Genomic DNA, 18,392 nt, shown 5'->3' on the forward strand with positions numbered 1-18,392 from the left:
TTCCTTTATTGTAAACGGGCACAAATCCAAAGCCAAGTAACGTAAAGTTAGAGGGTTTTCTAATCCCACTCTTTTCCTCGTTGATGGTTAGTTTGAGCTTGTTCTTAAGGAACTTTTCAATCACTACGCTCGTAGCTTTCGCTTGATTATGGCTCTTGCAGTAGATACTAAAATCATCAGCGTAACGAACGAATTTATGTCCTCTTCGGGTCATTTCTTTATCCAATTGATGGAGTAAGATGTTAGACAATAGTGGGCTTAAAGGAGAACCTTGCGGAACGCCTTTTCTTCGTTTTCGTAGCTTTCCGTTGATTTTAATCGGTGCTCGAAGCCATTTGCGAATGAGTTGCATTGTGGTTTTGCATTTCACTTTTTGAAACAACAAATTCAGAAGTAAACAATGGTCAACTTCATCAAAGAAATTTTTCAAGTCAATATCCACAATGTGGTTCAGTCCTGAATGGATGTAGTCCCGTGCTTGTCCAACGGCTTGTCGGGCATTTTTGTTAGGTCTAAATCCAAAACTGCTGGGTTTGAATTCGGGTTCAAATAAAGGTGCGATGCTTTGTGAAACCGCTTGTTGCAACACTCGTTCGCTTGTTGTGGGAACTCCCAATAATCGGGTTTTTCCGTTGCCTTTGGGAATTTCTATTCCTAAAATGGGTTGAATTTGATAATTTCCTTGTTTTATTTCCATAATTAACTGGTCTTTCTTTTCTGGGAATACCTTGCGGAGTTCTTTGATAGAAACGCCATCAACACCTGCACTACCTTTATTGGCAATGACGTGTTCCAATGCTTTTTGAAAGTTGTATGGATGTACTACTTTTTCAATCATCTTAGTTTTGTTTTAACCTGTTTTCGTTAAGTAGGGCTATCTACCTAGGCAAGATTCCATTACTTATTGAAAACCTCTTTGCGTTCAGTCCTTCCTTGTTTGTGAGACCTGTGCGGTATCTATTCACACCTCGTTGCTTTCAAGTACTATGACCTCTGCTGACTTCTCTTTGTGATTAACTCGTAATCTAAGAGACCTCCCCTAGTAACCGCTTTTTCCTTCCGTCTATTCCTGGTACATCTACATGACAGTAATCTGATTTAGTAGCATGTTCAGAACACTGTTTTGGACTTCGTATTGCTGTGGATACTCATCCTTACTGCTATGCCTCTTATGTACTTTCTGTTCGTCAGTACAGACTTTTGCCGTTTGACTTCCTTCAGTGCATACCTCGCGGTAAACCACCTTGTCACGTACTAAACCTTCGAGACGTTACTCTCGCGGTTAAGGGACTCACACCCTCTGGAAAAATAACACCCCGAAAATTAGTTTTTGTAGTCAAAATTTGTATTTTTGAACTATTTGAAAAGCTTTCGGGGTGTGTCCTGCATATGCAGGGCACACACAGCGGTTTTGCACTATTGCGGAGATAGTGATTAAACAAACGGGAAAACAAGAGTAAAAAACAGTAAATTAACAAACGGAATTGCATTTTTTCCGCAACAGATGCAAAGCCACAAAACGTTAACTGCAAGCTTAAAAAATGAACATTCCAGAAACTTCAAACGACTTCAAAAATGAATTCTATTCTTCAATTGACTTAATTGAAAAAATTGGAGATTTAAGAATAAGACAACTGACTGAAAAACTGAACAAAGTGTCGGAAGAAATTATTGTTATTGGAATAATTGATATTTTTGAAAATACTGAAAGACCAACATCCCAATATACTGACCAAAAATTCGCTGGGAAAATATTAACCAAACTAAAACCTAAAACTGATATTAATTTAAGCGATATTCTAAAATCCACTCTTGGAAATTGGAATAAAAGCGTTGAAGAGTTTCCTTTTTGGCTAAAAGAAAATTACGGAATTGATTTACTCAAAAGCAAACTAACCGAATTTCAAACTCAAAATTTAACTGAAATAGAACGAGACAAGCTCAATACAATGAAATGGTGGCTGAAAATATGAAATAGAATAAAAGCCAGCAGTTAACAGCGGTAACTATTGCACAACTACCATTTTTTAAAATAAAATTCCAAAAAACATAAAATTCCTACCTCGTTTAAAACCTCGCTAGCGTAAGCGTCTCACTCGTAAACATAAATTATAAAATGATAAAATGAAATATTTAAGAATTACTGGAATTCGAATCCTATTAAGCTTTTTTTTAGCCAATATGGTAATTGCCTTGTTGTTTAAAAACCCAAGTTATACCTTTCCTAAAATCCTATTGCATTTATTATTTATGGGATTAGCTTATTATGGATTAACACTTTATGTAAATAACAATAAAAAATAATCAAAACAAAAAAACACCAGTCCAAACTCAGGATTTACTATTTTAAAACCTGACAGGTTTGGATACTCACTAAACGACACAATTGAATTGTAAATAACGAAATACCTAAAATATTGATTCTTCAAATGCCATTTAATTTCAATTGCTTTTATCTATCTTTGCCATCCATTTGAAACTGTGTTTAGAAGGGTTGTTATAAAAACCGATTCATTCCAATTCAAAATATTAAAAACAACTAGTTATGACAGTTCAAATTTGTTCGTGTGAAGGTTTAGATCCAAAATGTAAAAAATGCTTTGGAAGCGGCTATATGAATACCGAATTTCCAGAAAAATCTATAAAAGCAACTCCTAAAAAAGCGAATGTAAAACATGAATCTTTTCTTCCCGATGATTTACATGCCTTATCAAAAAAAGAAGTTGAAAATATTGTTCCTAAAATTATGGATTCTTTAGATGTAAAATCGAAGAAGCAAATGCAACTGCTTCATTCTATTCCATTTAACACCACCACTTTTAGAAGGGATTTTAAAGCTAAATTTGAACTTCTACAAAAAATAGAAGACGAAAAACAAGCGTTACGAAAGGAACTTGATGTAATTGCTGCAGCGTTATCGACTTCAAAATACAGTATTGAATTCAATTTTGGTCATTTTTTATCGGATAAAGTTATTGATGTAACTTCTAACCGCGAATTGAAAACGTTACTTAGAGCATACAAAAAGCTGAAAAAATAAAAAACAAAAAAATCCCGAGCTCTCACACTCGGGATTCATTATTTTAAAATCTGACAGGCTTCAGAAACCTGTCAGGTTTGGATAATTTATTTCAAACTCGCTAAACTTTGTTCTAAAGTCGCAATTTTTGCCAAAGCGTCGGCTTCTTTTTTGCGTTCGTTGGCAATTACTTGTTCGGGTGCACCGGCTACGAATTTCTCGTTAGACAATTTTCCTTGCACTGAGCGTAAGAAACCTTTTGTGTAGTTTAACTCTTCGGTTAATTTTGCAATTTCTGCTTCTACATCAATGTTTCCTGTAATTGGAATAAAATACTCATTCGATTTCACACGATACGATAACGCACCATCTACTTTATCTGAAACATATTCTAAAGTCGTAACATTTCCTAACTTCTGAATCACCGAATCAAAATACGTTGACGCTTTTTCATTGTTCACCACTTTTAATTCCATCGCATCTCTAAATGGAATATTTTTGTCTTTACGAATGGTTCTAATTCCAGAAATTACTTCAGTTGCAAAATCAAAATCGGTAATTAATTTTGTATCAAATGCTTTTGCTTTTGGCCACTCACCTACTATCAACGCTTGTTCTGGTGTTCTTTCAGCTATATAATGCCAAATTTCCTCGGTTAAAAACGGCATGAATGGATGTAATAATTTCAAGTTGTTTTCTAACATTTCAATCGCTTTGTCAAACGTAGCGCGGTCGATGGGTTGTTGGTATCCTGGTTTAATCATTTCTAAGAACCACGAACAAAAATCGTCCCAAACCAATTTGTAAATCGCCATTAAAGCATCTGATAAACGGTATTTATCAAAATTATCTTCAATTTCGGCTAAGGTTTGTTGCAACTTCGCTTCGTACCATTCAATCGCTACTTTTGATGCTTCTGGTTGTGCAATATCCGCTACTTCCCAACCTTTGATTAGTTTGAAAGCATTCCAAATTTTATTAGAAAACCCTTTTCCTTGGTTGCATAATTCTTCGTCGAATAAAATATCATTTCCTGCCGAAGCACTCAATAACAATCCCACACGAACACCATCAGCACCAAATTTTTCAATTAGTCCAAGCGGTTCAGGTGAATTTCCTAAAGATTTCGACATTTTACGACCTTGCTTATCACGAACTAATCCCGTTAAATATACGTTTGAAAATGGTTTTTCACCTGCATATTCATAACCTGCAATAATCATACGCGCTACCCAGAAAAATAAAATATCTGGACCCGTAACTAAGTCATTTGTTGGATAATAGTATTTAAAATCTTCACTTTCTGGATTTAAAACACCTCCAAAAACAGCCATTGGCCATAACCATGATGAGAACCATGTGTCTAATGCGTCAGCGTCTTGTTTTAAGTCGGAAGCTTGAAGCTGTATATTTCCTGTTCTTACTTTCGCAAACTCAACTGCTTTTTCGATGTTTTCAGCAACTACGAAATCTTCTTTTCCATCACCAAAATAGTAAGCCGGAATTTGTTGTCCCCACCACAATTGGCGTGAGATATTCCAATCACGAATATTGTTTAACCAATGCGCGTAGGTATTGTTAAAACGACTTGGATATAATTTAATATCCTCTGATTCTAAAACGGCTTTGATAGCAGGTTTTACTAAATCTTCCATTTTTAAGAACCATTGGTCAGATAATCTTGGTTCGATTACCGCTTTCGTTCTTTCAGAAGTTCCTACTTTATTCAAATGTATTTCCGTTTTTGCTAACGCTCCAATCGATTCTAATTCTTTAGAAATCTCCTCACGAACTACGAATCTGTCTTTTCCTTGATAATGCAATCCGAATGAATTCAAAGAAGCATCTTCGTTGAAAATATCGATGATTTCTAAATTGTGTTTATCACCTAACACTTTATCATTCGTATCGTGAGCTGGTGTTACTTTTAAACATCCTGTACCAAACTCTACATCTACATATTCGTCTTCGATGATAGGAATAACTCTACCACAAATTGGAACAATTGCTTTTTTGCCTTTTAAATGCGAAAAACGTTCGTCATTTGGATTGATACAAATTGCAGTATCACCAAAAATAGTTTCTGGACGCGTAGTTGCAACGGTTAAGAAATCTTCCGAACCTTCTATTTTGTATTTGATGAAGTATAATTTCCCTTGACGTTCTTCAAAAATTACTTCTTCATCAGACAAGGTAGTTTTAGCTTCTGGATCCCAGTTTACCATTCGGTAACCACGATAAATCAAACCTTTGTTGTATAAATCTACAAATGAGTGAATTACAGATGCTGACATGTCGTCATCCATCGTAAACTTGGTACGACTCCAATCGCAAGAACAACCCAATTGTTTTAATTGCTCTAAGATGGTTCCCCCGTATTTATCCGTCCATTCCCAAGCGTGTTTTAGGAATTCTTCGCGTGTTAAATCGTTTTTATTGATGCCTTCTTCTTTTAGCTTCGCTACCACTTTAGCTTCGGTTGCGATTGAGGCATGGTCGGTTCCTGGTACCCAACAAGCGTTGAACCCTTTTAAACGCGCACGACGAATTAATACATCTTGAATAGTATTATTCAACATGTGTCCCATATGCAAGACTCCAGTTACGTTAGGTGGCGGAATTACAATGGTGTACGGCGTTCTGTGGTCGGGTTTGGATGTGAAATAATCGTTTTTCATCCAGTAGTCGTACCACTTTTGTTCTACTTCTTTAGCGTTGAATTGTGCGGGAATCATATAATTTTAGATTTCAGATATTAGATTTTAGATTTCAGACTTATTCTGAATACTTAAAAAACGTTTGCAAAAATGCCTAAAGTTAGCTTTCTAGCCCCGATGGGAGCGGCACCTTGTATAGCGGACAGCGGGAAAATGGATTGCAAATAAGTCCCGAGCCATTCGCTTCTAGATAAAAAAGTAACTTTGGTATGTTTTTTGTATTAATTAAGTTGCAAAAGTAACGATAACCTAGAAAATAAAAAAAGGAATTTATTGGTACTTTGTGTGTAAAGTTATAATTTTACACGAACCTATTAATTTTATGATAATGAAAAATGTATTACAATGGTTAACTGTTTTTTTAATTGGTTTTACATCTTTTGCCCAAGAAGGTGCTAAAATTGAATTTAAAGCAGAAACCATCAATTATGGAACAGTTGTTAAAGGTGAAGATTCGGGTATTCGTTATTTTGAATTTACGAATACAGGTGATGCTCCTTTATTGATTACCAATGTGCGTTCGAGTTGTGGTTGTACGGTTCCAAGTTATCCAAAAACTCCGATTGCTCCGGGAAAATCTGATAGAATTGAAGTGAAATATAACATGGCAAAAGGTCCGATAAGTAAAACCATAACAGTTGAAACTAATGCGGTTAATAAATCCAAAGGAATAGTTCCGTTACGTATAAAAGGAAATGTAATTGTAAAAGAAATTAAAAAATAAATGAGAGCCTCTTAATTGAGGCTTTTTTTATAGTATTTTTTCTAGTTTGAACTTAAATTTTAAGATTTTACCTTTTCTATTAACTTCTATTGTTATGAGTTTGCCTTCTTCGGAAGTAAATAAATCGTTGAAATAATCAATTTTTAAATTTGATGTTTTGCTTCCATTTATCTTTAATACAATATCCCCTTGTCGAAGTCCAGCATAATAAGCTGGTGAGTTTTCTCTCAATGCATATATCTCATAAATTGGTTTTAACTCGTATTTATAATTGACTACTTTGTTGTAAAAATTAGTTACTTTGTCAACTTCATTACTCTTTCTGTCAATTGCATTAACCTCATATTTTACCCACTCAGAGCCTTTATGTTGAATTTCAATACCCGACATATTGTATTCAAATGGAGAATCAAATAATTTATTTCTTTTAAAATATACTTGATTATTTTTATAATCAAAAAACCAATTAAATCTTTTTAAAAGTTGTCCGCCTAAAGATCCATTTCTACCACTTGCGACTTTTATTCCTTTAAAAAAAACAATTTCAGGATAGGATACTAATGCATTTTGAAATACATAATTTGATAGCTTAATTTCATTCACTTTTGATCTTTTACCAGAAATAAGACCAGACAAACCGAAACCTAACGTATCATCGAAATAATTGGTTTTACATTGTATAGAATCATTTTCAAACAACCACAAGCCATCAGACAAACCTGTATCAACTAATAATTTAAAAATATACTTCCTTTCATTTAAAAGAATTGGTAAATCAACATAGGGTTTCCTATTTTGAATTGTTATGGTTTCATTTGAATACTTCTTACTTTTTCTTGTAAGAACACCACTATTTTGATGCAAATAAATCTTTTTTGTTGCATAATTGATTTCTACTAAGAAATTTTCAAAAAAACTAGCTCCTAAAATTCCATTTATTTGCACTCCTGTTACATTAACAATATTGATTTCTTGATTAGGCACAATCAAAATATCAAAATTGGTATCAGTATACTCTTTAATTTTTAAAGTATTGCTTTTAGCAAAATACGCTTCCATTAAAGTGTCCTTCCCTACGCCTTTAATTTTAATATATTCCGCATTCTCCAAATAAATCGAATCTTTTTCAGGAACACTAAATAAAAGATTTTGATCTGAACCAGAATCAAGAATCATTTTTAAATTAATTCCATTAAAATTAGCATCAACAATAATTAAATTGTGAGAAAGTTCAAAAGGGATTTTAATTTTATCCTTTTTAGAATTCCAATAAACACTATTTTGGGCAAAAAAATTAGTAGTTATAAACAACGCTACTATTGCAAACAATAACCTCAGCATTTTTTTTAATCTAAGTTAATAAAAACTTAGGATAATAAATTTGATTTAACATATTTTAATGGGTTGTTTGATTAATATCTCCGAAAAAAATCGCAAATTTGCCAATCTTTAAATAAAACATCATGCCTACAATATCAAGAAAAGGTTTAGAAATGCCCGAATCGCCAATTAGAAAATTGGTTCCATTTGCTGAATTAGCAAAAAAGAAAGGTCATAAAGTATATCATTTAAATATTGGCCAACCAGACATCAAAACGCCTCAAGTAGCTTTAGATGCGGTTAAAAATGCCAATATAGAGGTATTGGAATATTCTCATTCAGCTGGTTTTGAAAGTTATAGAGAAAAATTATCTCAATATTATAAAAATCAGAACCTACCTATTGATGCACAAAACATTATTATAACTACTGGTGGTTCTGAAGCTTTGCTTTTTGCTTTAGGAAGCACTATGGACACGGATGACGAAATTATTATTCCTGAACCATTTTACGCCAATTACAATGGATTTTCTGTAGCTTCAGGTGTAAAAATTGTTCCTGTAATATCATCAATTGAATCGGGCTTTGCACTTCCTCCAATTGAGGAATTTGAAAAATTAATTACACCAAAAACTAAAGCCATTTTGATTTGTAATCCAGGAAATCCAACAGGATATTTGTATTCTGAGGGTGAAATTAATCAATTAGCTGAAATTGTACAAAAGCATGATTTATTTTTAATTGCGGATGAAGTTTATCGTGAATTTACTTACGACGGATACCAACACCACTCAGTAATGAATGTAGCTGGATTAGAGAATCATGCCATAATGATTGATTCTGTATCTAAGCGTTTCAGTATGTGTGGCGCAAGAATTGGATGTATTGTATCGAAAAACAAAGACGTAATGGCTGCAGCAATGAAATTTGCTCAAGCTAGATTAAGTCCGCCAACGTATGCCCAAATTGCTAGTGAAGCTGCTTTAGATACGCCACAAAGTTATTTTGATGAAGTAATTAAAGAGTATAAAGAAAGAAGAGATATTTTAGTTTCTGAATTGGAAAAAATTGAAGGAGTTGTAGTTGCTGTTCCAAAAGGAGCTTTTTACTGTATCGCAAAATTACCAATTGCTAGCGCAAACGATTTCGCTCAATGGTTATTAGAATCATTTGATTTAAATGGAGAAACGGTTATGGTTGCTCCAGCAGCTGGGTTTTATTCATCACCAAATGTGGGCTTAGACGAAGTAAGAATTGCTTATGTTTTGAAAAAAGAAGATTTAATAAAATCCGTTCGTATTTTAAAAGAAGCTTTGGCCGTTTACCATCAATACTCAAATTAGAGAAAAACAAAAATTCCCAAATAATTTAACTTATTTGGGAATTTTTTATTTGATGCAATCTAGCTTTATTTACTTTCGTGAAGCTTTGCACTTAATTCTGAAGAAATTGCTGATTTTTCCATTTTAATTTTACCTGCCATGGTTTCAATTACTACAGTAGTTTCAGCCATTTCAGCTATTTTACCGTGAATTCCAGCTTTGGTAATTACTCTATCTCCCACTTTTAACCCTTTTTCAAAAGCTTTTTCTTTTTTGGCTCTTTGTTGTTGTGGACGAATTAATAAAAAATAGAAAATGGCTATCATTAATAGCAACTGTATCGCTAAGGTTGAATTCATATTATTTGTTTTTTGGTGTTACTTCAGCTTTAATTGAAAAAGTTTCTGTCCCTTTTTCTGTATTTGTTGTTAATGTAATTGTTTTACTTTGTTGACCTGGCTTTCCATTAGAATCAAAAGAAACTTTAATAGGAGCTGATTGTCCTGGAGCAATTGGTGCTTTTGGCCACTCTGGAACTGTACAACCACAAGTAGCTGTAGCATTTGAAATAATTAAGTCATTATCACCAGAATTAGTTACGATGAACTCAGTCGTAGCAACTGTTCCTTCAGTAATTGTTCCAAAATCGTGTTCTACTTTATCTAAAGATACTTTTGGTAATTTAGTAGCTAATTCTTTTTCTGCTTCAATCATTTTCATATCTTCTTCAGTAATTTTTGCTGAACCAGCATCGTTACAAGAAATGGTTGCTAAAAGCATTGAAACAGCAACTAAACTTAAGGTTTTTCTTAACATAATTCAATTCAATTTTTAGTTTATAATAATCCTCTACCGGCTTTTGTTAGTCGGTTATTTTTTTGATAGTCTTTTACGATGTTATCTAAAATTCCGTTGATAAAAATACTACTTTTTGGTGTAGAATATTCTTTGGCAATTTCTAAATATTCGTTAATAGTTACTTTCACTGGAATAGATGGGAATTTCAACAATTCACAAATCGCCATTTTTAAAATAATGGTATCAATTTCTGCAATTCGCTCAGTATCCCAATTGGGTGTTTTGTCGATATATTCTTTTGAAAGTTCTACTTCGTTCAAAACCGTTTTTCTAAACAAATTTTTCACGTAATCTTTGTCATCTAAATCTTTGTATAATTTAGTTACCAAAAAAGTATCATTTTCATTTTTAAGTTGTTTGATTTGCTTTAAAACTAATGTATTAATGGTTGGTAAATCATCCAACCAAGTTAATTTATAATCTTCCAAATAATCATAAAGTTTGTCATTTGGAGCAATCACTTCCGAAAACAAATCAGCAATAAAATTTTTATCGTCATTAAAACTTGAAGTTGTTGCATTCATATATTCTTGATACAATTCACTAGTTTTAATTGCTTCCAATAGCAACAAAATCACATCATCGTTTCGTTTCCAATTGGAAATTGTTCGCTCATCAATAGCGTTTTCTAACGATTCGCTATTAGCTAAAAGTGTCAACAGCTTGTTTTCAACAAATTTTCTATTGGGATTTCGCTCTTCTTTGGTAGCCAAATGTTTTTTGGAAGCCAAATCTAAATATTCTTCTTCTTTTAAACGAATTTCTAGTAAAGCCGATAACATTAAAAGATATAAATCATACATGTTTTCGATACTTTGAAATAAGAATTTTTCTTCTTTATCAAGGTTTTCAGATTCGTGTTTGTGCATGGCGTAAATCCCTTGCATTACTTTAATTCGGATATGTCTTCTGTTTAACATATTGGGTAAGAACTTTTAAAATTAAGAAAGCGAAAGAAGATTTTTCTTTCGCTTTGCAAAAATACAATTTTATTTAAAAGGATTTACTTCTTTAACTCATTTTTTGCATCATCAATGCGTTTTTGAGCTACAGAGAAAGCCGCTTGATGCGTTGTGATATTATTATCATCGGCAAATTTGAAAATTTCTAAAGCGGTGTTATAGATATTTTCTGTTTTCTCCATAACCTGAGCATTCGTCCATTTTACCAACTCTGAATACACATTAATTACACCTCCAGCGTTGATTAAGAAATCTGGAGCATATAAAATTCCTTTTTCTTTTAATAATTTTCCATGTACTAATTCGTTAGCTAACTGATTGTTTGCTGCACCAGCAATAATCGACGCTTTAATTTTATCAATAGTGTTATCGTTAATTGTAGCTCCCAATGCACAAGGTGCATAAATATCTACTTCAGCGCTGTACAAATCATCACCCGTAAAAATTTTAGCTCCGTATTTTGCTCCAATTTGGTTTACTCTATCTTGATTGATGTCTGAAATAGTAACAATAGCACCACTTTCTGTTAAGTGTTGCACTAAAACTTCACCCACGTGACCAATTCCTTGTACCAATACTTTTTTGCCTTCTAAATTATCAGAACCAAATTTGTATTTAGCAGCTGCCTTCATTCCCATGAAAACACCGTAAGCTGTAACCGGAGATGGATTTCCAGAACCGCCTCTTTCTACAGAAATACCAGCAACGTGTTTCGTAACTTCGTTAACTGTATCCATATCTTTGGTTTCCATTCCAACATCTTCTGCTGTAATATATTTTCCTGATAATGAATCTACAAACTGACCAAAACGACGCATTAATTCTGGTGTTTTTTGCGTTTTAGCATCACCAATAATCACTGCTTTTCCTCCTCCTAAATTCAATCCTGAAATCGAATTTTTATATGTCATTCCGCGAGACAAACGTAAAACATCATTTAAAGCTTCCCATTCATTGGTATAATTCCACATTCTTGTTCCTCCTAATGCTGGACCTAAAACTGTGTTGTGCACACCAATAATTGCTTTTAATCCTGTATCTTTGTCGTGACAAAAAACAACTTGTTCATGTCCATCAAATGAAACTTGACCAAAAACGGGATCTACTTTATGTAATTCGTTTGCTTTTAATAAATCTGCTGTCATGTGTTTTGATTTTGAAAATTATTCAATATTGTTACGCAATAATACGGATTAATTTAAAATGTTTCAAGAAATTATATTTATTTTAGCAATTCAATAAGTATTTTTAGCTTTTACAAAGAATATGATAATGTAAAAAGTTTAATAAATTACAATATTTAATAACAATACATCAGTTATTCCGAAATTTAAATGAAAGAATTACAATATTTAAACAAATATTTCATCAAATACAAATATCGATTTTTATTAGGAATCGTTATTACTATAGTCGCTCAGATATTTTCCCTTTTCACTCCAGAATTAATTGGAAACTCAATCAAAGTAATTGAAGAATTTTCAAGACAATCAGACGCAACAATTGGCGATATAAAGTCGACATTACTTAAAAATATTTTATTGATTTTAGTGACCACAGTTATTGCTGGCTTTTTAACTTTTTTAATGCGTCAAACATTAATCGTGATGTCGCGTTATGTAGAATTTGATTTAAAGAATGAAGTATACCAACATTACCAAGTACTAAGTCAAAGTTTCTACAAAAAGAATCGCACGGGTGATTTAATGAGTAGAATTAGTGAAGATGTGGGCAAAGTACGAATGTATGTTGGTCCTGCGGTGATGTATTCTCTAAATACATTAATTCGTTTTACGGTGGTGATTATTTATATGTACAATATATCTCCTACTTTAACCTTATATTCGCTTTTACCGCTTCCTTTATTATCGTATGGAATTTTTAAAATTAGTTCTGAAATTCATATTAGAAGTGGGAAATTTCAGGAAAATTTATCTACTTTATCTTCCTTTTCGCAAGAAATTTTCTCTGGCATTCGAGTAATAAAAGCGTATGCTATTGAAAACCAAAAACAAGACGAATTTAGCGCATTAGCTCAAGATAGTAGGGATAAATCAATGAGCTTAGCCAAAGTAAATTCTCTTTTTGGTCCGTTGATGATTTTATTAATTGGATTGAGCAATTTGGTAGTTATTTATGCTGGAGGAATGATGTATATTAATGGAGATATTCCAGATATTGGTGTCATTGCTCAGTTTATTTTGTACATCAACATGTTAACATGGCCAGTAGCTTCTTTGGGTTGGGTTTCCTCATTAGTTCAAGAAGCAGAAGCATCACAAAAACGTATAAATGAATTTCTGAAAGAACAGCCTGAAATCAAAAACAGCAATCCTAATTCGTCTGAAATTATTGGTAAAATTGAATTTAAAAATGTTGGCTTTACATATGAAGACACCAATATCAATGCGCTAAAAGACATTAGTTTTACTGTAAATCCTGGTGAAACAGTAGCGATTCTTGGGAAAACGGGTTCTGGAAAATCAACTATTTTAACTTTGATTAGTCGATTATATGATATTAAGAAAGGAAAATTATTAATTGATAATCAACCTATTCATGAAGTAAATTTAAATGATTTACGCAATCACATTGGGGTTGTTCCGCAAGATGCCTTTTTGTTTTCCGATTCTATAAAGAACAATATAAAATTTGGAAACGAAGATGCCACCGATGAAGAAGTAATTGAAGCCGCTAAAAAAGCAGTTGTTCACGATAATATTATTACTTTTTCTAATGGCTATGACACTGTTCTAGGCGAAAGAGGAATTACACTTTCGGGCGGACAAAAACAAAGAGTTTCTATAGCTAGAGCATTAATTAAGAACGCTCCTATTCTACTTTTAGACGATTGTTTAAGTGCAGTTGACACCGAAACAGAAGAAGCAATTTTAAATAATTTACTTGTTTTTTGTAAAGACAAGACCACTATCATAGTGAGCCATAGAATTTCTTCAGCCAAAAATGCGGATAAAATTATAATTTTGGAAGAAGGAGAAATCATACAACAAGGAACTCATAATCAACTGGTAGAACAAGAAGGGTATTACAAAGAGTTGTACCTGAAACAACTTACCGAAAAAGAAATTAGTTAAAAAATTGGTAAATACTTTTTTTTTTTCGACTTTTGAAGAACTATAAAACCATTAACTGAAAGATTGGATTATGAACGAAAAAGAAATGTTAGACAAAGAAGACATCTTTTCTAAAGTGTTACGTGCGGGAAGAAGAACTTATTTCTTCGATGTTAGAGCTACAAAAGCGGATGATTACTACATTACCATTACTGAAAGTAAAAAATTTACAGAAGAAGATGGTTCGTATCATTTCAAAAAACACAAAATTTATTTATACAAAGAAGATTTTGCTGCATTTGCTGAAATTTTAGAAGAAATGACTTCATTTGTAGTAAATCAAAAAGGTGAAGAAGTAATTTCAGAAAGACATCAGAAAGATTTTAAAAAGGAATCGTTCTTTTCAGAGGAAGACGAAGATGCGGTTACAACACCTTCAACAGAAAGTTTTACGAATGTAAGCTTTGAAGATATTTAATCTACAAAAAACTATAAACCCGAAACTCTTCGGGTTTTTTTATGCAATTTCGGTACCGTTTGGCACTTGGAAATCGGTTGCCAACAAAATTACATCGCCTTTTGAAGGAACTGCACCGAGAATCAAACATTCGCTTTGAAAATTGGCAATTTGCTTTTTGGGAAAATTCAATACGGCAACAATTTGTTTTCCTAATAAATCTTCTTTGGAATAGCGGTTGGTAATTTGAGCCGACGATTTCTTAATTCCAATCTCACTTCCAAAATCAATCCAAACTTGATATGCTGGATTTTTGGCTGCTTCAAAGTCTTTCACCTCGATAATGGTTCCGACATGAAGTGCTATTTTTTCAAAATCTGTCCAATTGATTTCTGTCTTCATTATTTTCTTTTTTTCAAAAATAAGAAATTTCTATCTTTTTGTAACTTTCTTTCCATGCTAACGTATAATCAATAAACCTTTCACCTATTACCTATTACCCAAAACCTAAAAAAATGGCACAAACACCTTCAAATATGCTACCATTGGGAACTAAAGCGCCCAATTTCAATTTACCAGCAACCAACTTTAATGAAATCTTTTCATTTGAAGCAATAAAAGGCGAAAAAGGAACTTTGGTACTTTTTATTTGCAATCATTGTCCGTTTGTTTTGCATGTGATTGATGAAATTGTGATGATTGCCAATGATTATAGAGTTCAAGGCATTGGAATAGTAGCTATTTCAAGTAATGACGTTGTAAAATATCCGCAAGATGCACCAGATAAAATGGCTAATTTTGCATTGGAAAACAAAATAGATTTTCCTTATTTGTACGACGAAACTCAAGAAGTTGCAAAAGCGTATGATGCTGCTTGTACTCCCGATTTTTATTTGTTTGATGCACAAGATAAATTGGTTTATCGCGGACAATTAGATGATTCTCGTCCTGGAAATGGTATTCCAATAAGTGGTAGTGATTTGAGAAATGCAATAGATGCCATTGTTTACAACCGAAAAATGAATCCCGAACAAAAACCAAGCATTGGTTGTAATATTAAGTGGAAATAAAAGTGCTTGCTAATTAAATTGCGTTTTTGCATTTCTCTTGAATAACTAATAAATCATCATTAGTCAATGGTTTGGTAATAAAATGAATTACAAATTTATTTTTTGACGCTTTTGTAGCATCAATTTCATCGCTTGATGAAGAAATCATTACTACGGATAAATTGGAATTGGAAAATAAATTGGAAACCTCATCAAGAAATTGCCAACCGTTCATTACTGGCATGTTGATATCCAAAAAAATCAAATAACGCTCACTTGATTTGTACTCTTCTTTTAAAAAACTAATAGCGTCAGTAGCTTTTTCAAAAAATGTAGGACTTTGAAAAAACTGATTTCTTTCAAACATTTTTTTTAAAATAAAATGCGTGATTTTATCATCATCAATTACTATTAACTTTTGTTCAATCATTTGCTAAATTAAGATTCTACTAATTTTGATTTGTTTATTATATCAGTAATGATTTCATCTAACTCTTGAGCTGATTTGGATAGATAACCTAGCATTTCTTTCTTTTCAGACTCTGAATTATTTTCATTTGATAAAATTTCTACCAAACCCATTAATCGCGCTAACGGTGAACGTACAATATGAGATTGTGTCCATGCGATTTCTTTTAAAACTTGATTTTGAAATTCTATTGCTTCTATATGCTTTAAATTTTCGGTTATATCATTAATTAGAATTACTATTGCTTTTTGATTCTTGAAGTCAATCTCATTACTTCTTACATCAACTGTAATGATTTCGCCATTCTTTTTTTTGTGTTTACAGAGAACTTGATTTTCAATTGTATTATCTTCTGTCTTGTTTTTCAATTCATTAATACATTCCAATGAAGTTATATTTTCAACTGTAAGTTGTAGAAATTCCTCTTTTGAATAGCCGTAATGATCAATAGCCGCTTTATTAACATCTAAAATACATAAGTTTTCTTTGTCGTAAACAAACATGGGTTGTGGACTTAATTGAAACAAATCTGAATATCTATGTTCTGATTCTTTAAGCTGTACTAGATTTTTATTTCTTTCAATATTGTAGATGATACTTTTATAAAGTATTGTAGCTGTTAAATCGTCTTTAAGTAAGTAGTCGTAAACACCAAGAGATAATGTTTTTACAGCAAAACAAATATCTGAAAAACCAGTTAATGCAACAACTGGTAAACTAGGTGTTATTTTTAAAACATCTTTTACAAGAACTTCACCGTTTTTATCTGGCAAAGATAAATCAAGCAGCACAATATCAACTTCATTGAAATTACTATCAGTTTCATAAAATTTGTAAAAATCTTTGTAACAATTAAAATGGTAAATTGTTGGAGCAATTACAGTTTCTTCTAAATAATCCTGTAACAATATAAAATCGCCTAAATTGTCTTCTACAACAGCAATTTTGTAGGTTCTGTTATCTTTAATCATATTTTAATTTTTTGCTGGTAAAAGAACTAAATTAAGCCAAAATTGTTCAATTTTAGCCATTGTAATATAAAAATCTTTAAGATCTACTGGTTTAGTAATAAAGCAATTGGCATGATTTAAATACGATATATTGATATCATTTTCAGACGATGAAGTAGTTAACATTATAATGGGAATTTGCATTGTTTCTTCATTATTTTTTATAGCTTTCAGAACCTCATAACCGCTTTTTAAAGGCAAATTAACGTCTAATAATATTAAATCTGGTCGACTAGCTTTTTCAAATTTTCCATTATTAAAAACATAATCAATTGCATCTTTCCCGTTCTTAACAACATTTATTTTGTTAACTAGTTTACTTTCTTCTAATGCTTCGGTAGTTAAAATAATATCTCCTTCATTATCTTCAACTAATAGAATTTCAAATTTTTTCATGTGTGTAGTTTATTTTTTTAAATGTTGGGAATTGTAAAGTTAATTTTTTTTATCCAAAAAACTTAATTATAAAATGATTGGCAATTTTTACTGATAGTAAAACAAAAGACACTTCCAACAGTTTTATCTGAAATTAACCAAATTCTGCCATTTAAATTAGTTATCATTCTTTTAACAATAGCTAAACCAATTCCTGTTCCTGTGAATTCTTCTTTATTATGTAATCTTTGGAAAGGTATGAATATTTTTTCATAATAGGATTCCTCAATTCCAATTCCGTTATCTTTAATTGTAAACTTCCATTCGGTGTCTAAATTTTCAAAATCTATGTAAATCACAGAAGGAACACCTTCTTTTTTAAACTTCAAAGCATTATCAATTAATTCATTGAATATTTCTTTTACGAAAGCTGGATTGGAAAAAATTACAGGAAGTTCTTTATAATTTATAACAGCATTAGTTTCTGATATTATTTGGTTTTTTGATTTTATAATTTCTTCAATTAACTCTTTTATATTTATTATTTCAAAATCTTTTTCTAAATTCTCAATTTTTGTATAATCGAGTAAAGCTAAAATAATTTTTCGCATTTGTTTGGCTCCTCCAACTGCAAAATTGATGTATTTAGAAGCATTTTCATCTAATTTTGATTTGTATTTAGTTTGTAATTGGTCTAAAAAAGTAGTTACATTCCTTAAAGGTTCTTGCAAATCGTGCGAAGCAATAAATGTAAAATATTCTAAGTCTTGGTTGGTTTGTTCTAATTTTTTGGCATGTATACGAAGTTCTTTAATTTTTTGATTTAATTTATTGTTATGTGATTTAAGCATTAAATACAGAAGAAGTCCGGTTGTTGTAACATAAAACAAACCTTTTATTGTTTGAAAATAGGACAAACTATTTATTTCTTTATCTATAAAAAGCAAGACAACTTGGTCGCTAGTTAAAATCCAAATGAACCCCACTAGCAAATAGATCAAAGTAATTTTAGTTTCTGCTTTCATTTTGTGTACGC

General features: G+C 31.9%; 20 protein-coding genes. 8 read left to right on the top strand and 12 right to left on the bottom strand.

The window, feature by feature from the left end; translation table 11 throughout:
* A partial coding sequence (gene ltrA / locus DPN68_RS10685; RefSeq protein WP_113988696.1) for a group II intron reverse transcriptase/maturase occupies positions 1–838 on the bottom strand: 838 nt, incomplete at its 3' end.
* A gap of 703 nt (positions 839–1,541) precedes the next feature.
* Here ltrA and DPN68_RS13385 point away from each other — a divergent pair.
* The 3 genes from DPN68_RS13385 to DPN68_RS10705 all read left to right on the top strand — a co-directional run bounded on the left by DPN68_RS13385 (position 1,542) and on the right by DPN68_RS10705 (position 3,040).
* A complete protein-coding gene (locus tag DPN68_RS13385) occupies positions 1,542–1,973 on the top strand; it encodes a hypothetical protein (RefSeq protein ID WP_239987091.1) in 432 nt (143 codons plus the stop codon).
* Between the two features lie 151 nt (positions 1,974–2,124).
* The gene (locus DPN68_RS10700) at positions 2,125–2,304 is read left to right on the top strand and encodes a hypothetical protein (protein WP_113989646.1); all 180 of its coding nucleotides are present in this window, start codon (positions 2,125–2,127) and stop codon (positions 2,302–2,304) included.
* Positions 2,305–2,545: 241 nt separating this feature from the next.
* A complete protein-coding gene (locus DPN68_RS10705; protein ID WP_113989647.1) occupies positions 2,546–3,040 on the top strand; it encodes a hypothetical protein in 495 nt (164 codons plus the stop codon).
* Between the two features lie 86 nt (positions 3,041–3,126).
* Here DPN68_RS10705 and DPN68_RS10710 read toward each other — a convergent pair whose 3' ends face one another.
* A complete protein-coding gene (locus tag DPN68_RS10710; RefSeq protein ID WP_162298412.1) occupies positions 3,127–5,754 on the bottom strand; it encodes a valine--tRNA ligase in 2,628 nt (875 codons plus the stop codon).
* A gap of 310 nt (positions 5,755–6,064) precedes the next feature.
* Here DPN68_RS10710 and DPN68_RS10715 point away from each other — a divergent pair, with 310 nt between their 5' ends.
* On the top strand, positions 6,065–6,460 hold the full coding sequence (locus tag DPN68_RS10715; protein ID WP_113989648.1) for a DUF1573 domain-containing protein: 396 nt from the start codon (positions 6,065–6,067) through the stop codon (positions 6,458–6,460).
* A 27-nt stretch (positions 6,461–6,487) separates the two neighbouring features.
* Here the strand turns inward: DPN68_RS10715 and DPN68_RS10720 are convergent, their stop codons facing one another.
* Entirely contained in the window at positions 6,488–7,801 is a 1,314-nt protein-coding gene (locus tag DPN68_RS10720) for an aspartyl protease family protein (protein WP_113989649.1), read from the bottom strand.
* A gap of 122 nt (positions 7,802–7,923) precedes the next feature.
* Here DPN68_RS10720 and DPN68_RS10725 point away from each other — a divergent pair, with 122 nt between their 5' ends.
* Entirely contained in the window at positions 7,924–9,123 is a 1,200-nt protein-coding gene (locus DPN68_RS10725; protein WP_113989650.1) for a pyridoxal phosphate-dependent aminotransferase, read from the top strand.
* Between the two features lie 65 nt (positions 9,124–9,188).
* On the opposite strand, the gene yajC is transcribed toward DPN68_RS10725, so the two are convergent.
* The 4 genes from yajC to DPN68_RS10745 form a co-directional block, all read right to left on the bottom strand.
* On the bottom strand, positions 9,189–9,461 hold the full coding sequence (gene yajC / locus DPN68_RS10730; protein ID WP_113989651.1) for a preprotein translocase subunit YajC: 273 nt from the start codon (positions 9,459–9,461) through the stop codon (positions 9,189–9,191).
* A gap of 1 nt (position 9,462) precedes the next feature.
* Positions 9,463–9,918 (bottom strand): DUF1573 domain-containing protein, encoded by a 456-nt coding sequence (locus DPN68_RS10735; protein WP_113989652.1) that lies wholly within the window; start codon positions 9,916–9,918, stop codon positions 9,463–9,465.
* A 20-nt stretch (positions 9,919–9,938) separates the two neighbouring features.
* Entirely contained in the window at positions 9,939–10,880 is a 942-nt protein-coding gene (gene nusB / locus DPN68_RS10740) for a transcription antitermination factor NusB (protein WP_162298413.1), read from the bottom strand.
* 83 nt (positions 10,881–10,963) lie between these two features.
* A complete protein-coding gene (locus tag DPN68_RS10745) occupies positions 10,964–12,067 on the bottom strand; it encodes a Glu/Leu/Phe/Val dehydrogenase dimerization domain-containing protein (RefSeq protein WP_113989653.1) in 1,104 nt (367 codons plus the stop codon).
* A 189-nt stretch (positions 12,068–12,256) separates the two neighbouring features.
* On the opposite strand from DPN68_RS10745, the gene DPN68_RS10750 reads away from it, so the two are divergent.
* Both DPN68_RS10750 and DPN68_RS10755 read left to right on the top strand, forming a co-directional pair.
* Complete coding sequence (locus tag DPN68_RS10750) at positions 12,257–14,017, top strand: ABC transporter ATP-binding protein (RefSeq protein WP_113989654.1); 1,761 nt, start codon at positions 12,257–12,259, stop codon at positions 14,015–14,017.
* A 70-nt stretch (positions 14,018–14,087) separates the two neighbouring features.
* Positions 14,088–14,474 (top strand): PUR family DNA/RNA-binding protein, encoded by a 387-nt coding sequence (locus DPN68_RS10755; protein WP_113989655.1) that lies wholly within the window; start codon positions 14,088–14,090, stop codon positions 14,472–14,474.
* A gap of 39 nt (positions 14,475–14,513) precedes the next feature.
* Here the strand turns inward: DPN68_RS10755 and DPN68_RS10760 are convergent, their stop codons facing one another.
* Complete coding sequence (locus DPN68_RS10760; RefSeq protein ID WP_113989656.1) at positions 14,514–14,855, bottom strand: tRNA-binding protein; 342 nt, start codon at positions 14,853–14,855, stop codon at positions 14,514–14,516.
* Between the two features lie 113 nt (positions 14,856–14,968).
* Here DPN68_RS10760 and DPN68_RS10765 point away from each other — a divergent pair, with 113 nt between their 5' ends.
* On the top strand, positions 14,969–15,523 hold the full coding sequence (locus DPN68_RS10765) for a thioredoxin family protein (protein WP_113989657.1): 555 nt from the start codon (positions 14,969–14,971) through the stop codon (positions 15,521–15,523).
* Between the two features lie 13 nt (positions 15,524–15,536).
* Here the strand turns inward: DPN68_RS10765 and DPN68_RS10770 are convergent, their stop codons facing one another.
* The 4 genes from DPN68_RS10770 to DPN68_RS10785 form a co-directional block, all read right to left on the bottom strand.
* On the bottom strand, positions 15,537–15,932 hold the full coding sequence (locus DPN68_RS10770; RefSeq protein WP_113989658.1) for a response regulator: 396 nt from the start codon (positions 15,930–15,932) through the stop codon (positions 15,537–15,539).
* Between the two features lie 8 nt (positions 15,933–15,940).
* Positions 15,941–16,942 carry a PAS domain S-box protein gene (locus DPN68_RS10775; RefSeq protein WP_113989659.1) on the bottom strand — a complete coding sequence of 334 codons (1,002 nt, stop codon included), beginning with the start codon at positions 16,940–16,942 and terminating at the stop codon, positions 15,941–15,943.
* Between the two features lie 3 nt (positions 16,943–16,945).
* Positions 16,946–17,377, bottom strand: coding sequence for a response regulator (locus DPN68_RS10780; RefSeq protein WP_113989660.1), 432 nt, complete (start codon positions 17,375–17,377; stop codon positions 16,946–16,948).
* A gap of 62 nt (positions 17,378–17,439) precedes the next feature.
* Positions 17,440–18,381 (bottom strand): sensor histidine kinase, encoded by a 942-nt coding sequence (locus DPN68_RS10785; RefSeq protein ID WP_113989661.1) that lies wholly within the window; start codon positions 18,379–18,381, stop codon positions 17,440–17,442.
* Between the last annotated feature and the right edge of the window lie 11 nt (positions 18,382–18,392).

Source organism: Flavobacterium tibetense (genome assembly GCF_003293845.1).
GTDB classification, from domain to species: domain Bacteria; phylum Bacteroidota; class Bacteroidia; order Flavobacteriales; family Flavobacteriaceae; genus Flavobacterium; species Flavobacterium tibetense.

What these genes read in the sequence shown, in the direction of transcription:
- DPN68_RS13385 (WP_239987091.1), top strand. Translation starts at nt 1,542, where the DNA reads ATGAACATTCCAGAAACTTCAAACGACTTCAAAAATGAATTCTATTCT.
- DPN68_RS10700 (WP_113989646.1), top strand. Translation starts at nt 2,125, where the DNA reads ATGAAATATTTAAGAATTACTGGAATTCGAATCCTATTAAGCTTTTTT.
- DPN68_RS10705 (WP_113989647.1), top strand. Translation starts at nt 2,546, where the DNA reads ATGACAGTTCAAATTTGTTCGTGTGAAGGTTTAGATCCAAAATGTAAA.
- DPN68_RS10710 (WP_162298412.1), bottom strand. Translation starts at nt 5,754, where the DNA reads ATGATTCCCGCACAATTCAACGCTAAAGAAGTAGAACAAAAGTGGTAC.
- DPN68_RS10715 (WP_113989648.1), top strand. Translation starts at nt 6,065, where the DNA reads ATGAAAAATGTATTACAATGGTTAACTGTTTTTTTAATTGGTTTTACA.
- DPN68_RS10720 (WP_113989649.1), bottom strand. Translation starts at nt 7,801, where the DNA reads ATGCTGAGGTTATTGTTTGCAATAGTAGCGTTGTTTATAACTACTAAT.
- DPN68_RS10725 (WP_113989650.1), top strand. Translation starts at nt 7,924, where the DNA reads ATGCCTACAATATCAAGAAAAGGTTTAGAAATGCCCGAATCGCCAATT.
- yajC (WP_113989651.1), bottom strand. Translation starts at nt 9,461, where the DNA reads ATGAATTCAACCTTAGCGATACAGTTGCTATTAATGATAGCCATTTTC.
- DPN68_RS10735 (WP_113989652.1), bottom strand. Translation starts at nt 9,918, where the DNA reads ATGTTAAGAAAAACCTTAAGTTTAGTTGCTGTTTCAATGCTTTTAGCA.
- nusB (WP_162298413.1), bottom strand. Translation starts at nt 10,880, where the DNA reads ATGTTAAACAGAAGACATATCCGAATTAAAGTAATGCAAGGGATTTAC.
- DPN68_RS10745 (WP_113989653.1), bottom strand. Translation starts at nt 12,067, where the DNA reads ATGACAGCAGATTTATTAAAAGCAAACGAATTACATAAAGTAGATCCC.
- DPN68_RS10750 (WP_113989654.1), top strand. Translation starts at nt 12,257, where the DNA reads ATGAAAGAATTACAATATTTAAACAAATATTTCATCAAATACAAATAT.
- DPN68_RS10755 (WP_113989655.1), top strand. Translation starts at nt 14,088, where the DNA reads ATGAACGAAAAAGAAATGTTAGACAAAGAAGACATCTTTTCTAAAGTG.
- DPN68_RS10760 (WP_113989656.1), bottom strand. Translation starts at nt 14,855, where the DNA reads ATGAAGACAGAAATCAATTGGACAGATTTTGAAAAAATAGCACTTCAT.
- DPN68_RS10765 (WP_113989657.1), top strand. Translation starts at nt 14,969, where the DNA reads ATGGCACAAACACCTTCAAATATGCTACCATTGGGAACTAAAGCGCCC.
- DPN68_RS10770 (WP_113989658.1), bottom strand. Translation starts at nt 15,932, where the DNA reads ATGATTGAACAAAAGTTAATAGTAATTGATGATGATAAAATCACGCAT.
- DPN68_RS10775 (WP_113989659.1), bottom strand. Translation starts at nt 16,942, where the DNA reads ATGATTAAAGATAACAGAACCTACAAAATTGCTGTTGTAGAAGACAAT.
- DPN68_RS10780 (WP_113989660.1), bottom strand. Translation starts at nt 17,377, where the DNA reads ATGAAAAAATTTGAAATTCTATTAGTTGAAGATAATGAAGGAGATATT.
- DPN68_RS10785 (WP_113989661.1), bottom strand. Translation starts at nt 18,381, where the DNA reads ATGAAAGCAGAAACTAAAATTACTTTGATCTATTTGCTAGTGGGGTTC.